This is a genomic window from Goodfellowiella coeruleoviolacea (genome assembly GCF_024171785.1).
Lineage (GTDB): Bacteria > Actinomycetota > Actinomycetes > Mycobacteriales > Pseudonocardiaceae > Goodfellowiella > Goodfellowiella coeruleoviolacea.
In genome coordinates this window covers 345,784-358,891 of the sequence record NZ_JAMTCK010000008.1, presented here as the reverse complement: position 1 = coordinate 358,891, position 13,108 = coordinate 345,784, and the positions used below count along the sequence as shown (strand labels likewise).

Here is a 13,108-nt window from a genome sequence, read left to right as displayed (position 1 = left end):
CGATGTGGACGGACGGGTAGCGCGCGCTCGGGTGCTCGGCGCGGCCGGGCGAACCGCTCACTGGAGCGGGTTGACCCACTTCAGGTTGGCGAACCTGGCGAAATCGGTGTCGTTGGAGTGCAGCTCGCCCTGCTGTTCGATCGCGTAGGCGGCCAACTGGACATCGGTGGTGAGGTTTCCGGCGGTGCCGATGTCGCGCAGCAGCCCGAGCGCGATGTCGAGGTGGTTGGGCCCGGGGCTCAGCAGTTCGACGTTGGGCTGGGCGAGCCAGCCGTGCACGTAGTCGATGGCGGCGTCGACGGCCAGGGGTGACCGGAGGATCCGCGCGTTGGTGGTGATCCGCAGGAAGCCGAACAGCGCCGGCTGCGTCAACCCGATCCGGTCGTCCCCGTTGACGGCTCGCTCCCACCACGCGCGAGCACGGTCATGCTGTGGAAAACCGGAGACGACCGCGTAGAGCAGCAGGTTGACGTCAGGAATGATCACTGGGTACGCGCCGCCCTGGTCATGATCGCCTCGTCCTCCAACTCGTCGGCCAGTTGGTTGAGGCCAGCCAGATCGAATCCCGGGCGCACGGCGGAGTCGTGCGGCACCAACCGGTATGGCTGCTGTCGTGCGACGCGCGGCGCCAGTGCCCGCCGCAGCGCGTCGTTGATGACCTGCTTCATCGGACGACGTTCGCGGTGGACGACGTCCTCGACCAGCCGGGCGACGTCATCGTCGAGAGTCAGGGTGGTTCGCATGAAAGCATCATGATGCCTTCCATTGATGTCGTCAAGATGCCTACCGCCCCGCTCGGTCGGCCTGCCCGGTGTACGCGGACGGGTAGAGCGCGCTCGGGTGCTCGGCGAGCGCGGCCTTGATCCGGGCGCTGTCCGCGTCGGCCACCACCTCGATCTCACCGGCCTCGATGCCGTCCAGGGCGGCGCGCACCACGTCGGCGGGATCGTTCTTGGGCACGTCGAGGCCGGCCGTCATGTCGGTGTCCGTGCTGGCCATGACCAGCCCGGTGACCAGGGTGCGCTGCGCGGCCAGTTCGAGGCGAACGGTGTTGGTCATGCTCCAGGCCGCGGCCTTGGCCGCCGCGTAGCCGCCGGAGCCCGGGTAGGCGGCCCAGGACAGCGCGGACAGCACGTTCAGCACGGCCCCGCCGCCCCGGCTGGCCAGGACGGGCGCGAACGCGCGGATGACCTGGAGCGGGCCGAAGAAGTTGGTCTCCACCTCCGCGCGGATGTCGGCGAGGTCGCCGGTGACCAGATCGGTGAACGCGGCCATGCCGGCGTTGTTGACCAGCAGATCCACGTCCTGGGCCCGCGCCGCCGCCGAGGTGATCGAGTCCGGGTCGGTGACGTCCAGGGCGAGCGTGGTCACGCCGGTGAGGTCGACCGCCTCGGGCCGGCGGGCGGTGGCGTAGACCTTGGCCGCGCCCCGGTCGAGCAGGGCCTGGGCGAAGTGCCGGCCGAGGCCGCGGTTGGCGCCGGTGACCAGGGCGGTGGAGCCTGCGATCCGCATGTGGGTCTCCCATCGGGTTGAGGGGTTGACAGCGGAATCCTCATCCCTGACGCCAGTGTCAGCTTCACGCGTTTGTCTCGCGAATCACACCGCCGCCCCCGCGCGGAGCCAGCCGGTTGCGCCGCCCGCGGGAACAACCCGGCCCCGACGCGGGGTTCACCTGGTCAACAGCCGACACCAGGGAGTCAGGCAATGCGGATCGGGGAGGTCGCCGAGCGCACCGGGGTGAGCGTGCGCGCGGTGCGCTACTACGAGCAGCAGGGCCTGCTCACCGCCACCCGCACCGCCGGGGGCCAGCGGCGCTACCCGGACGACGCGGTCACCAGGGTCGAGCTGATCCAGCAGCTCTACGCCGCCGGGCTGTCCAGCGCCACCATCCGGGACCTGCTGCCCTACGTGGACGCCCAGGTGAGCACGCCGGCGTCGCGCGCCCGGCTCCGCGCCGAGCGGGCCCGGCTCGACCAGCACATCACCGCCCTGCACCAGGCCCGCGACCGGCTCGACGCCCTCATCGACCTCACCGAGCAGCCGAACGAGCACTGCCCCGTGGTGCTCACCGAGGAGCCAGCACTCCCGGCTCGGTAGTGGGTCTCGACGGTCAGCGACACCCCGCGGCGGTGCGCCTCAGCCGTCCGGTGTGCCGACGTCCTCGGCGGCAGCACCGGGGTGATCAGTAGCCGACGGTGAACCGGCGTTGGACGTGGCGGGGCAGCTCGACCTCGTCGATCAGCGCGACGGCGACGTCCTCGATGGAGATGCGGTGCCGGCCCTGGGCGTCCAGCACCGGCTGGTCCCCGCCGATTCGGAACCGGCCGGTGCGCTCGCCGGGGTGGATGTCCCCGGCCGGGCTGAAGTAGGTCCACAGCCGGTTGGAGGTGCGCAGCACGTTCAGCGCGTCGCGGTGGCCGCGCACGGCGGCGGCGTACTCCCGGGGCAGGCCGAGCGCGTCGAGGCTCTCGTGCAGCAGCTCGTCGGAGTCGGCGCGCACCACCCCGGGGGCCAGTTCGAGGCTGCCGGCGCCGCCGATCACGATCAGCCGGGTTCTCGGGTGCGATTCCAGCGCCTTCAGCAGGTTCCTGGCGACGGTGGCGTAGACCGTGGGGTCGGCGACCGAGCGGCGCACCGCGTCCGCGAGGTCCCTGGCTGCACTGCCCGGCTGGTACCCGCTGATCAGCACGTCCAGGCCGGCGACCGCGCCGGTCAGCGCGGCCGCGTCAAAGACGTCCAGGCTGCGCCACGCCACGGTGGGGCGGTCCTCCTGGATGCCGGACGCGTCTCGGCTGAACGCGGTCACCTGGTGCCCCCGGTTCACGGCCTCGCTGACAACGCGCTGGCCGATGTTGCCGGTAGCGCCGATAACTCCGATGTGCATGACTTCACCTTTGATCTGGGAGAACAACATCCGCCGTGGCCTGTGGGGCGGCCGTGGCAGCACGCCCCTCTTCACGGAGTGCCGTAACTATACGGCGTGAAGTGCACGGCGTGAAGTATCTGATCGGTGTGCGGTTCGAGCCGCGTCAGCGGGGTGGAGATCCGTGCCGGGCCGTCCGAGCGCGCGGTGCGGCGCACTGCCGGCGATAACGGCGCAGGAGATGACGGCGCAGGGCGGCCCGCGACCCTGGTACGGGCGGGGCACTTGCGGTGCGCGAGGAGAACGGGCCGGGCAGGACCTGCTGCCCTGGCGGCGCCGGGGCCGGGACGCCACGCGCGTCCACGGCCGCCCCGGCACCGCCGTCAACTGGGTGACCGCCACCAGCCGAGGTGGCGGCAGGGGACCAGCGGCGAGTGGTTCGCCGCCTCTGGTCAGAACAGGGCGCTGGCCAGGTTGCGGCGGGCCTTGGCGACCTCGGGGTCGTCCGGCGGGAACAGCTCGAACAGCCCCACCAGGTGTTCGCGCACCCGGTCCCGGTCGCTGCCGCTGGTGCGGCGGATCGTGTCGATCAGCCGGTTGAACGCGGCGTCGACCAGCTGGCCGGCCAGCTCGGCGTCGGCGGCGGCCAACTGCGCGTCCACGTCGTCGGGCGCGGCGTTGGCCCGTTCGATGTCCTCAGGCTTGGCCGCCTCGGCCCTGGCCAGGAACCGGGCCTGGGCCAGCGCGTTCCTGGCCAGCTCGTTGCCTGGCTCGGCGTCCAGGATCTGCTGGTAGGCGGCTTCGGCGGCGGCGTAGTCACCGCGTTCGAGCGCTTCCTCGGCCGCGACGAACCTCGGGTCCTCGGGCTCCGGCTCGGGCTCGGTGCCCTGCGCGTTCTGCTCGGCGGCGCGGATGCCGGGCAGCCGGTCGCGCAGCGCGTCCAGCAGCCGCGCGATCCACTGCTTGATCTCCGGCTCCGGCAGCGCGCCCGAGAACGCGTCGATCGGCTGCCCGCCCGCGATGGCGACCACGGTCGGGATCGACTGCACCCCGAACAGCTGGGCGATGCGCGGGTTGGCGTCCACGTCCACCTTGGCGAGCACCCAGGCGCCACCGCCGGCCTGGGCGGCGCGTTCCAGCACCGGGGACAGCTGCTTGCACGGGCCGCACCAGTCGGCCCACAGGTCGACCACGACCGGCACCTGGAGCGAGCGCTCCACCACGTCGGCCTGGAAGGTGGCCTCGGTGACGTCGATGATCCAGGAACTCTGGCCGCCGGTCGCGCCGGCGGCACCGGGGGCGCTCGCGGCGGGACGTCGGGACTGCTGCTGCGCCGCGTCCGCCCTGGCCTTGAGCGCGGACAGGTCAACCGCCCCGGAGAGGGCGGCTGACAGCGCTGCGGACTGGCGTGGGTCTGGCCTTGTCACGTCTTCCATCCTGGCACGGCTCGGTGCCCGGGTGCCGCAGCCCCGGGCACCGGCCTGTCCGAAAGGTGGCGCGGATCAACCGCTCCGCTCGCCCCAACCCCGGCTGGGCCGGCCGAACCGGCACCGGCACGACCGGCCGAACCGGTGGGTCGCGGCTGGTCAGGACCTGGTTGCCGCGCGTTGACGGCCCGGCTCAGAACCGGGCCGGCTCGGTGTAGCCGCCCCACTCCTGACGCAGCACACCGCAGATCTCACCGAGCGTGGCCTCGGCGCGCACCGCGGCCAGCATCGGCTCGATCAGGTTGCCCTCGCCCCTGGCCACCTCGACCATGTCGGCCAGTGCCCGGTCCACCTCGGCCTGGTCGCGGCCGGCGCGGCGGGCCCCGAGCACCCGGTTCTGCTCGCGCTCCACCTCGTGGCTGATCCGCAGGATCTCCAGGTCGTCGGAGAGCGAGTCGGTGTGGCAGTTCACCCCGACCATCTTCTTGTCGCCCTTTTCCAGCGCCTGCTGGTGGGCGAACGCGGAGTCGGCGATCTCGCCGGTGAACCAGCCGTCCTCGATGCCGCGCAGGATGCCCGAGGTCATCTCGCCGATCGGGTGCTGCCCGTTGGGCACGGCCAGCCTGGCCATGTCCTTGATCCGGTCGAAGATCGCCTCGGCGTCGGCCTCGATCCGGTCGGTCAGCGCCTCCACGTACCAGGAGCCGCCCAGCGGGTCGGCCACGTTGCCGACCCCGGTCTCCTCCATGATCACCTGCTGGGTGCGCAGCGCGATCTGCGCGGCGCGCTCGCTGGGCAGGGCCAGCACCTCGTCCAGTGCGTTGGTGTGCAGCGAGTTGGTGCCGCCCAGCACGGCGGCCAGTGCCTCGACGGCGGTGCGCACGATGTTGTTGTCCGGCTGCTGCGCGGTCAGCGACACGCCCGCGGTCTGGGTGTGGAAGCGCAGCCACTGGGCCTTGTCGGTGCGCGCGCCGTACACGTCGCGCATCCAGCGGGCCCAGATGCGGCGGGCCGCCCGGAACTTGGCGATCTCCTCGAAGAAGTCGATGTGCGCGTCGAAGAAGAAGCTCAGGCCGGGGGCGAACCGCTCGATGTCCAGGCCCCGGGACAGGCCGAGTTCGACGTAGCCGAAGCCGTCGGCCAGGGTGAAGGCCAGCTCCTGCGCGGCGGTCGCGCCCGCCTCCCTGATGTGGTAGCCGGACACCGACAGCGGCTTGTAGGCGGGGATGTTCGCGGCGCAGTACTCCATTAAGTCGCCGATCAGCCGCAGGTGCGGCTCGGGTGCGAACAGCCACTCCTTCTGCGCGATGTACTCCTTGAAGATGTCGGTCTGCAGGGTGCCGTTGAGCCGGCCGATGTCGGCGCCCTGCCGTTCGGCCGCCACCAGGTACATGCAGAACACCGGCACGGCCGGGCCGGAGATCGTCATGGACGTGGTCACCTGCTCCAGCGGGATGTCCCGGAACAGCACGTCCATGTCGGCGGCCGAGTCGATGGCCACCCCGCAGTGGCCGACCTCGCCCAGTGAGCGCGGGTCGTCGGAGTCGCGGCCCATCAGGGTGGGCATGTCGAAGGCGACCGAGAGCCCGCCGCCGCCCCTGGCCAGGATCATCTTGTAGCGCTCGTTGGTCTGCTCGGCGTTGCCGAACCCGGCGAACTGCCGGATCGTCCAGGCCCGCCCTCGGTAGCCGGTCGGGTACAGGCCCCGGGTGAACGGGTACTCCCCCGGCCAGCCGATGCGTTCGAAGTTCTCGACGTGCTCCCCCGGCCGGGGCCCGTAGACCGGGTCCACCGCAACCCCGGAGAGAGTGCTGAAGTCGGCATCGCGCACCTGGCCCCGCGCCTGTGCCTCGTGGTAACGGTGCACCCAGCGCTGCCGGCCCGCCTCGATGTCGGCGTACCTGTTGTCGTACCCCTGTCCAGACATGGTGACGGCCTCCGATGTTGTGGTCGGACAACCGATAGTAGGACGCCCAACTATTGTCGCGCAGTGTGGCGCCAGCCACAACAACCTGCGCTTATCCCGCCCCGGCCCCGGCCAGCGAGCCATCCGGCCGCCGACCGGGGCACCGGTCAGGGTCGGCTACTCCGCACCGGTCAGGTGCTGCTCGACGCGTTCCACCTTCGCGTCCAGCTGCCCGCTGTCGTAGCCCGGCCGGATGTCGGCCTTGAGCACCAGCCCCACCCGGGCAGAACCCTCACCGGCCGCCGCCACCGCCCGCTTCACCACGTCCATGCACTCGTCCCAGGTGCCCTCGATGTTGGTGAACATGGCGTTGGTGGAGTTGGGCAGCCCCGACTCCCGCACCACCTTGACGGCCCTGGCCACGGCCTCGCTCACGCCTCCGGTCTCGTCACCGGGGGTGGGGCTGACACTGAACGCGACGATCATGACGCACCTCCTGTCCGGCTCATTCTGCCCACGACCGGTCAGACCTCGCGTCCCGTGCGTGCCGCACAACACCCCAAGTCAGACGCGGGCGCGGGCCCACCCGGTCGCCCACGGGCGCGGGCCGGGGCGCGCACACCGTCCGGTAACTTCGGTTGCCATGAGCCGCCACCCGCTTTCCTTCGACCCGATCGCCCGCGCGGCGGAAACGTGGCAGGAGCGCATCGGGCCGGCAACCGCGATGGCGGCGGTCACCAGCATCATGCGCGTGCAGCAGATCCTGCAGTCCGCCGTGGACGCGGCGCTGCGCCCGCACGGGCTCACCTTCGCCCGCTACGAGGCCCTGGTGCTGCTCGACTTCTCCAAGCGCGGCAGCCTGCCCATGCGGGTGATGGGTGAGCGGCTGCAACTGCACCCGACCAGCATCACCAACATCGTCGACCGGCTGGAGAGCGACGGCCTGGTCCGCCGCAACCCCCACCCCACCGACCGGCGCACCACGCTCGTGGAGATCACCGACGCGGGCCGGGAGCGCAAGGCCGAGGCCACCAAGGCCGTCACCGACGTGGACTTCGGCCTGTGCGGCCTGACCGAGCGGGAAACCGACCACCTCACCCAGCTGCTGGCCAAGGTCCGCCGCACCGCCGGCGACTTCACCGACTGACCGCGGCGACCCCGGCCGGCAAGGCTCCCCGGCCCCCTGCCGCCTCAGCACGGTCGTGGCGCTGGACAACCGAGGGGGCCACCTGGCAACGCCGGGGCGAGACCTGCGCGCGACTCCGCTACGGACGTGCTGAGCACGTGCGACGGCCGCCGCGACAACCACGCCCCGCACCCGCCCTGCTGGCCCGAGCAGCGGTGGCGCCGACCACGGGCGGGCTCGGTCAGCGGCCCGGTTCTGGCACGCGACGGCTTTCCAGGTGGGGCGCCCAGACGTGCCAGCCGTTGTCGGCGTAGGGGCAGGTGAACAGCTCCAGCCGGCCGAACGACTCCAGCACCAGCGCGTGGGCGGCCTCCCGGGTGAGCAGCGCCCGGTGCCCGCAGACACCGCACCGGGGCGCCTCGCTGTACCTGACTCCAGGAATCATGTTTCCCCATCGCCTCGACCAGAGGTAATCGGGCGGTTTATACCACCTGGGCCGGGCTGGCACGCCTCGACGATCCACCGCCACCGCCGTCATTTCCTCCGCAGCACCCCGGTCGCGGCCGGGCACTGGCCACGCCCCTCACCCGGCCGGGTTAACGCATCCCGCCCCAGCCGGAACAGCTCCCCGTGCGCCCGGTGTTGCCCGAATTGGTGGTAGCCGTCATAGGGGAGGTTCCTGTGCGTGCGCTCGTGGTCACCCCGGATGCCCCGTCCTGCCTCGCCCTCACCGAGGTCGCGGACCCCGCACCCACCCCCGACCAGGTCCTCGTCGAGGTCGAACACGTCTCGCTCAACCACGGCGAGCTGCTGCTCGCGCGGACCGGTACCACCGCGCCGGGCGTCGTGCACGGCTGGGACGCGGCCGGCGTGGTGGCCAGGACCGCCGGGAACGGCTCCGGTCTCGCCGTCGGCGACCGGGTGCTCACCTTCGGCACCAGCGGTGCGTGGGCGCAGCGGCGGGCGGTGCCGGTGGCCGAGGTCGCCGTCGTTCCCGACGGGGTCGACCTGCCGGTCGCGGCCACCCTGCCCGTGGCCGGTGTGACGGCGCTGCGCGCGCTGCGCCGCTCCGGAACCCTGCTGGCGCGCCGGGTGCTGGTGACGGGCGCGTCCGGTGGGGTGGGCCGGATCGCGGTGCAGCTGGCGGCGCGGGCCGGCGCGCACGTGATCGCCTCGGCCCGGCGCACCGACGGCCTGGCCGAACTGGGCGCGCACCAGGTCATCGCCAACCTGGACGACCTGGCGCCGGAATCGGTCGACGTGGTGGTGGAGAACGTCGGCGGCGACCAGTTGGTGCGCGCGTGGCGGGCGCTCGCGCCCGGCGGGGTGATCCAGAGCATCGGCTACACCTCGGGTGGGCCGGCGGCCTTCCCCGCGTACACCACGGTGGGGCCGGCCAAGTCGCTGACCTCGTTCTACATGGGTCCCGGCCTCGGCGCGGACATGGCCTACCTGCTCGATCTCGTCGCCACCGGCGCCCTGGCCGTGCACGTCGGCTGGCGCGGCCCGTGGCAGCGCTACGACGAGGCGGCGAACGCCCTGGTCAACCGCGAGGTCAACGGCAAGGTCGTGCTGGACGTCGACTGACGGCCGCGCACGGCTCAGCACGGCGCTGTCCTGCGGCCTGACCGGGCCGAACCACCACTCACCAACCCGAACACGGTGCTCAAGGCGTACCGGGAACTGGAGATCGAGGGACTGGTGGAGGGCCGCCCTGGCATCGGCACGTTCGTGCGCCGCACGCTGGCCGGTGAGTCCCTCGCCCACCACGCCGAGCTGCGCGCCGACCTGGTGGCGTGGCTGCGCCGGGCCAGGGAGGCCGGGTTGGCCGCCGAGGACATCACCGCCCTGATCGACACGACCGTGCGCGCCACCCTGAGCACCGACGCGTCACCGCCCGAGCACGGCGGCTGAGCCGGTCACCCCCACCCCACCGCACCCACTCGCCCCTCGGGGCCCGTTCCGGGCCGTGAGGAGGAACAACCCATGGAAGTCGCGCTGGAAGCCGAACAGCTCGGCAAGCGGTACAGGAACACCTGGGCGTTGCGGGACTGCTCGCTGCGCCTGCCAGCGGACCGGGTCGCCGCCCTGGTCGGCCCCAACGGCGCGGGCAGGACCACCCTGCTGCACCTGGCGGCCGGGCTGCTCCGGCCGGACGCCGGCCAGGTGCGGGTCTTCGGGCGGCCACCGCACAACAACACCGAGGTGCTGACCGACATCGGCTTCGTGGCCCAGGACACCCCGCTCTACCCGGAGTTCACCGCGGCCGAACTGGTCATCATGGGCGCGAAGCTGAACCCGCGCCGCTGGGACGACGCGCTGGCCCGCACCCGCCTGGCCGACCAGGGCATCCCCCCGGACCGACCGGTCAGCCAGCTGTCCGGCGGGCAGCGCGCCCAGGTCGCCCTGGCGCTGGCGCTGGCGCTGGCCAGGCAACCCCGGCTGCTGCTCCTCGGCGAGCCCGTGGCCAGCCTGGACCCGATGGCGCGGCACGAGTTCCTGCGGACGCTGATGGACGGGGTGGCCGAGTCGGGCACGACCGTGCTGCTGTCCTCGCACGTGCTCGCCGACCTGGAACGCACCTGTGACCACGTGATCGTGCTGAACACCGCCCGGGTCCAGCTGACCGGCTCGGCCGACGAGCTGGCGGCCGGGCACCGGCTGCTGGTCGGCCCCCGCCACGGCGGCGGCCCCATCCCCGGCGTGGCCGAGATCGTGCGGTCCAGCCACACCGACCGGCAGTCCGGCACGGCTGGCGCCGCGGTCGTGGACCGCCGGTTCAGCTCACCCGGGCCACGTACTTGCCGACCCCGCGTCCCTCGGCCAGCAGGTCGTGCGCGCCGGGGATGTCCGCGAGCGAGGACAGCACGGTGACGGGCACCCTCAGCTCGCCGGCGGCGAGGAAGTCCAGCACGCGACGCAGTGCGGAGGACACCCTGGCCGGTGCCGCCGCCGAGAGGCCGCGGTGGCTGAACCCGGCGATCGTGATGTTGCCGCCGATCAGCTGCCCGGCCGAGGGCAGCGGTGCCGGGCTGGTGCCGCCGGCGTTGCCGAAGAGCACGATCCGTCCACCCGGTGCGACGACCGCGAGGTCATCCTGCAACGCGGCGGTGCCCAGCGGATCCAGCACCAGGTCGACGCCGCGTCCGTCGGTCGCCTCGCGCACGGCGTCGACCAGGCCGTCGCCCCGGGCGAACACCGCGTGGTAGCCACGGCTGGCCGCTTCAGCCACCTTGCTGGGCCGACCCACCGTGCCCAGCAGCCGGCCGCCGCCGAGCAGGGGAACCAGCTCCGCGATCGCTCCGCCGATCCCGCCGCCGGCGGAGTGCACCAGCACGCTCTGCCCCGCCGTGAACCCGCCGACACCGTCCAGCAACAGCAAGGCGGTGGCGGCGCCCAGCGGAGCCGCGGCGGCCGACCGCAGCTCGACACCGTCCGGAACGGGCACGGTGAGTTCCGCTCGCGCCACCGCCACCTCGGCCATGCCCCCGCCCTGGGTGACCGCGGCGACACGCTGTCCCACGGCCAACGCCGTGACGCCCGCACCCAGCTCGCGGACGGTTCCAGCCACCTCAAGGCCCGGGGCGTACGGCCAGGACGGTGCGTAGCCGGCGTCGCCCCGCCGGGCCATCACGTCCATGAAGTTCAGGCCGGCGAACGCGACGTCGACCGTCACCTCACCCGGGCCGGGCCGGGGCACCGCCACCTCGCGGACCTCGGACCGCTCGGCCCCACCTGGTGCGTCCATCAGCAGTGCGCGCATCGTCATCTCCCCAGTTCGATATTCGACGTTCTACGAAAATAGAAGCACATCTGTACGATGGTCGTCAAACAAGGAGGTACCCGATGGCCCGTTCCAGCAAACGGCGCGGCCCGCTGCGGCACCCAGCGGCCACCGAGATCGACCTGTTGGACGTGCTGCACGCGCTGTCCGACCCGACCCGGATAACCATCGTGCGGACGCTGCTGGCCGATCCGGAACGGGCGTGTGGCACGTTCCCGGTCGAGGTCGCGCCGTCCACACTGAGCCACCACTTCAAGGTGCTGCGCGAGGCCGGTGTCATCCACCAGCGCGAGGAGGCCAACCGCAGGCTGACCACGTTGCGCCAGGCCGAGCTGGAGAACCGCTTTCCCGGCGTGCTCACGTCCATTGTGGACGCGTACGTGGCCCAGCAGGGGTGACCCGCGCCGCCGCCGGGCCGCCCGCGCCTGCTGGAGCGGTGAGCGGTGGAATAGGCCGCGCCACGGGAGAGTTGTGCCGCACTGGCAGCCATCGTCATGGGAGGTTTCCCTTGCGCGCACTCGTGATCACCCCCGACACCCCGTCCGGACTCGCGCTCAGCGAGACGCCCGAACCCGATCTCACGCCCGACAAGGTGCTCGTGGACGTCGCGGAGATCTCGCTGAACTACGGCGAGGTCTCGCACGCGCGGTCCGGCGTCGCCGAGGCGGGCGAGGTGCACGGCTGGGACGCCGCCGGGGTGGTGGCCAGGACCACCGAGGACGGCTCCGGCCCCGCCGTGGGCACCAGGGTGGTGACCTTCGGCTTCAGCGGCGCGTGGGCACAGCGGCGCGCGGTGCCGGTGAGCGAGATCGCGGTCGTGCCCGACGCGGTGGACCTGGCGGTCGCGGCGACCGTACCGGTGGCGGGCGTGACGGCACTGCGCGCGCTGCGCCGCTCCGGACCGCTGCTGGGGCGGCGGGTGGTGGTGACCGGCGCGTCCGGCGGCGTGGGCCGCATGGCGGTGCAGCTCGCCGCCCGAGCAGGAGCACACGTGATCGCCCAGGCCAAGCGCGGCGACGGGCTGGCCGAACTGGGCGCGCACGAGGTGGTCGCCAACCTGGACGGGCTGGAGCCGGCATCGGTGGACGTGGTGCTGGACAACGTCGGCGGCGGCCAACTGGTCCGCGCCTGGGACGCGCTGGCCCCCGGCGGCGTGATCCAGAGCATCGGCTGGACCTCGGGTGAGCCGGCGACCTTCCAGCCGTATGCCACGGTGGGGGCGGCCAAGTCGCTCACCGCCTTCAACATGGGCCCCGAACTCGGACCGGACATGGCCTACCTGCTCGACCTGGTCGCCGCCGGACAGCTGCGGGTGGACATCGGCTGGCGCGGCTCCTGGCAGCGCTACGACGAGGCCGCCAACGCGCTGATCAACCGCGAGGTCAGCGGCAAGGCCGTGTTGTCCGTCGACTGACCCGGGTTCGGCCCACTTCCCGCGTGAGGTGCGGCCGTCGTGGGTCCTGGCCGGCGCCAGCCGTTGTTACCGTGGCGTATGACCAGCGAGACCACCTCGGCCGCACTGCGGCGCCGCGCGCAGCTCCGCGACTTCCTGCGCGCCTGCCGGGCCCGGCTGACTCCGGCTGACGTCGGCGTGGTGGCGGTGGGCCGCCGCCGGACGCCGGCCACGCCCCGGACGATCCGGCGTTCGGCCGGGTGGTCGACGAGCTGAGCGCCGTCAGCCCGGAGTTCGCCGCGCTGTGGGCGCGCCACGAGGTGGGCGTTCCGGCCCAGGCGGTCAAGGCGGTGCACCACCCCGAGGTCGGCGAGCTGGTCTTCGACATGACGACCCTGGCCGTGACCGATCACCCGGGCTGGTACCTGGAGCTGTACAACCCGCGGCCCGGCAGCGGAACCGCGGCGCGGCTCGACCGGCTGCCACGCGTCCGGCTCGCCGCCCCGGCGTGATCGCCAGCGCGGTGTGATCACCCGCCCAGCCTGGTGGTGTCGGTCCCACGTTCAGCGCGCACTGATTGTCCGGCACCCAGTTCAGCAGGCTGAAACC

At 72.6% G+C, this 13,108-nt stretch carries 17 protein-coding genes and 1 pseudogene; 9 read left to right on the top strand and 9 right to left on the bottom strand.

The window, feature by feature from the left end:
• Positions 1–57: 57 nt before the first annotated feature.
• From LX83_RS19590 to LX83_RS19580, 3 genes are read right to left on the bottom strand one after another with little or no spacing between them, the layout of a single operon-like run.
• On the bottom strand, positions 58–486 hold the full coding sequence (locus tag LX83_RS19590) for a type II toxin-antitoxin system VapC family toxin (protein ID WP_253773427.1): 429 nt from the start codon (positions 484–486) through the stop codon (positions 58–60).
• Positions 483–743, bottom strand: a complete 261-nt coding sequence (locus LX83_RS19585) for a hypothetical protein (protein ID WP_253773425.1) — start codon at positions 741–743, stop codon at positions 483–485. The genes LX83_RS19590 and LX83_RS19585 overlap by 4 nt, the downstream gene beginning before the upstream one ends.
• Positions 744–783: 40 nt before the next feature.
• Entirely contained in the window at positions 784–1,512 is a 729-nt protein-coding gene (locus LX83_RS19580) for an SDR family oxidoreductase (RefSeq protein ID WP_253773423.1), read from the bottom strand.
• Between the two features lie 192 nt (positions 1,513–1,704).
• Between LX83_RS19580 and LX83_RS19575 the strand changes: the two genes are divergently transcribed.
• Complete coding sequence (locus LX83_RS19575) at positions 1,705–2,097, top strand: MerR family transcriptional regulator (protein ID WP_253773421.1); 393 nt, start codon at positions 1,705–1,707, stop codon at positions 2,095–2,097.
• Between the two features lie 85 nt (positions 2,098–2,182).
• On the opposite strand, the gene LX83_RS19570 is transcribed toward LX83_RS19575, so the two are convergent.
• From LX83_RS19570 to LX83_RS19555, 4 genes are all read right to left on the bottom strand, one after another.
• On the bottom strand, positions 2,183–2,884 hold the full coding sequence (locus tag LX83_RS19570) for an NAD(P)-dependent oxidoreductase (protein ID WP_253773419.1): 702 nt from the start codon (positions 2,882–2,884) through the stop codon (positions 2,183–2,185).
• A gap of 431 nt (positions 2,885–3,315) precedes the next feature.
• Positions 3,316–4,290, bottom strand: coding sequence for a tetratricopeptide repeat protein (locus tag LX83_RS19565; protein ID WP_407649617.1), 975 nt, complete (start codon positions 4,288–4,290; stop codon positions 3,316–3,318).
• Positions 4,291–4,483: 193 nt separating this feature from the next.
• Complete coding sequence (locus tag LX83_RS19560; RefSeq protein WP_253773415.1) at positions 4,484–6,217, bottom strand: acyl-CoA mutase large subunit family protein; 1,734 nt, start codon at positions 6,215–6,217, stop codon at positions 4,484–4,486.
• A gap of 156 nt (positions 6,218–6,373) precedes the next feature.
• The gene (locus LX83_RS19555; RefSeq protein WP_253773413.1) at positions 6,374–6,682 is read right to left on the bottom strand and encodes a thiamine-binding protein; all 309 of its coding nucleotides are present in this window, start codon (positions 6,680–6,682) and stop codon (positions 6,374–6,376) included.
• Between the two features lie 157 nt (positions 6,683–6,839).
• On the opposite strand from LX83_RS19555, the gene LX83_RS19550 reads away from it, so the two are divergent.
• Positions 6,840–7,343: a MarR family winged helix-turn-helix transcriptional regulator gene (locus LX83_RS19550; RefSeq protein WP_253773411.1), complete on the top strand. Its 504-nt coding sequence runs from the start codon at positions 6,840–6,842 to the stop codon at positions 7,341–7,343.
• A 220-nt stretch (positions 7,344–7,563) separates the two neighbouring features.
• On the opposite strand, the gene LX83_RS19545 is transcribed toward LX83_RS19550, so the two are convergent.
• A complete protein-coding gene (locus LX83_RS19545) occupies positions 7,564–7,767 on the bottom strand; it encodes a hypothetical protein (RefSeq protein WP_253773409.1) in 204 nt (67 codons plus the stop codon).
• 236 nt (positions 7,768–8,003) lie between these two features.
• Between LX83_RS19545 and LX83_RS19540 the strand changes: the two genes are divergently transcribed.
• The 3 genes and pseudogenes from LX83_RS19540 (at position 8,004) to LX83_RS19530 (ending at position 10,196) form a co-directional block, all read left to right on the top strand.
• Positions 8,004–8,909: a zinc-binding dehydrogenase gene (locus tag LX83_RS19540; protein WP_253773407.1), complete on the top strand. Its 906-nt coding sequence runs from the start codon at positions 8,004–8,006 to the stop codon at positions 8,907–8,909.
• A 63-nt stretch (positions 8,910–8,972) separates the two neighbouring features.
• A pseudogene (locus LX83_RS19535) lies at positions 8,973–9,236 on the top strand (GntR family transcriptional regulator); the annotation flags it as partial.
• Between the two features lie 72 nt (positions 9,237–9,308).
• Positions 9,309–10,196, top strand: a complete 888-nt coding sequence (locus LX83_RS19530; protein ID WP_253773405.1) for an ABC transporter ATP-binding protein — start codon at positions 9,309–9,311, stop codon at positions 10,194–10,196.
• Here the strand turns inward: LX83_RS19530 and LX83_RS19525 are convergent.
• On the bottom strand, positions 10,102–11,085 hold the full coding sequence (locus tag LX83_RS19525) for a quinone oxidoreductase family protein (protein WP_253773403.1): 984 nt from the start codon (positions 11,083–11,085) through the stop codon (positions 10,102–10,104). The genes LX83_RS19530 and LX83_RS19525 overlap by 95 nt on opposite strands.
• An 83-nt stretch (positions 11,086–11,168) precedes the next feature.
• On the opposite strand from LX83_RS19525, the gene LX83_RS19520 reads away from it, so the two are divergent.
• The 4 genes from LX83_RS19520 to LX83_RS19505 all read left to right on the top strand — a co-directional run bounded on the left by LX83_RS19520 (position 11,169) and on the right by LX83_RS19505 (position 13,011).
• A complete protein-coding gene (locus LX83_RS19520) occupies positions 11,169–11,504 on the top strand; it encodes an ArsR/SmtB family transcription factor (protein ID WP_253773401.1) in 336 nt (111 codons plus the stop codon).
• Positions 11,505–11,614: 110 nt separating this feature from the next.
• Entirely contained in the window at positions 11,615–12,520 is a 906-nt protein-coding gene (locus LX83_RS19515) for a zinc-binding dehydrogenase (protein WP_253773399.1), read from the top strand.
• A gap of 78 nt (positions 12,521–12,598) precedes the next feature.
• Positions 12,599–12,775 carry a hypothetical protein gene (locus LX83_RS19510; protein WP_253773397.1) on the top strand — a complete coding sequence of 59 codons (177 nt, stop codon included), beginning with the start codon at positions 12,599–12,601 and terminating at the stop codon, positions 12,773–12,775.
• Positions 12,760–13,011, top strand: coding sequence for an MmyB family transcriptional regulator (locus LX83_RS19505; protein WP_253773395.1), 252 nt, complete (start codon positions 12,760–12,762; stop codon positions 13,009–13,011). Before LX83_RS19510 ends, LX83_RS19505 begins: the two co-directional genes overlap by 16 nt.
• Positions 13,012–13,108 lie beyond the last annotated feature (97 nt).

What these genes read in the sequence shown, in the direction of transcription:
- LX83_RS19585 (WP_253773425.1), bottom strand. Translation starts at nt 743, where the DNA reads ATGCGAACCACCCTGACTCTCGACGATGACGTCGCCCGGCTGGTCGAG.
- LX83_RS19575 (WP_253773421.1), top strand. Translation starts at nt 1,705, where the DNA reads ATGCGGATCGGGGAGGTCGCCGAGCGCACCGGGGTGAGCGTGCGCGCG.
- LX83_RS19510 (WP_253773397.1), top strand. Translation starts at nt 12,599, where the DNA reads ATGACCAGCGAGACCACCTCGGCCGCACTGCGGCGCCGCGCGCAGCTC.
- LX83_RS19545 (WP_253773409.1), bottom strand. Translation starts at nt 7,767, where the DNA reads ATGATTCCTGGAGTCAGGTACAGCGAGGCGCCCCGGTGCGGTGTCTGC.
- LX83_RS19525 (WP_253773403.1), bottom strand. Translation starts at nt 11,085, where the DNA reads ATGCGCGCACTGCTGATGGACGCACCAGGTGGGGCCGAGCGGTCCGAG.
- LX83_RS19570 (WP_253773419.1), bottom strand. Translation starts at nt 2,884, where the DNA reads ATGCACATCGGAGTTATCGGCGCTACCGGCAACATCGGCCAGCGCGTT.
- LX83_RS19555 (WP_253773413.1), bottom strand. Translation starts at nt 6,682, where the DNA reads ATGATCGTCGCGTTCAGTGTCAGCCCCACCCCCGGTGACGAGACCGGA.
- LX83_RS19530 (WP_253773405.1), top strand. Translation starts at nt 9,309, where the DNA reads ATGGAAGTCGCGCTGGAAGCCGAACAGCTCGGCAAGCGGTACAGGAAC.
- LX83_RS19560 (WP_253773415.1), bottom strand. Translation starts at nt 6,217, where the DNA reads ATGTCTGGACAGGGGTACGACAACAGGTACGCCGACATCGAGGCGGGC.
- LX83_RS19580 (WP_253773423.1), bottom strand. Translation starts at nt 1,512, where the DNA reads ATGCGGATCGCAGGCTCCACCGCCCTGGTCACCGGCGCCAACCGCGGC.
- LX83_RS19520 (WP_253773401.1), top strand. Translation starts at nt 11,169, where the DNA reads ATGGCCCGTTCCAGCAAACGGCGCGGCCCGCTGCGGCACCCAGCGGCC.
- LX83_RS19550 (WP_253773411.1), top strand. Translation starts at nt 6,840, where the DNA reads ATGAGCCGCCACCCGCTTTCCTTCGACCCGATCGCCCGCGCGGCGGAA.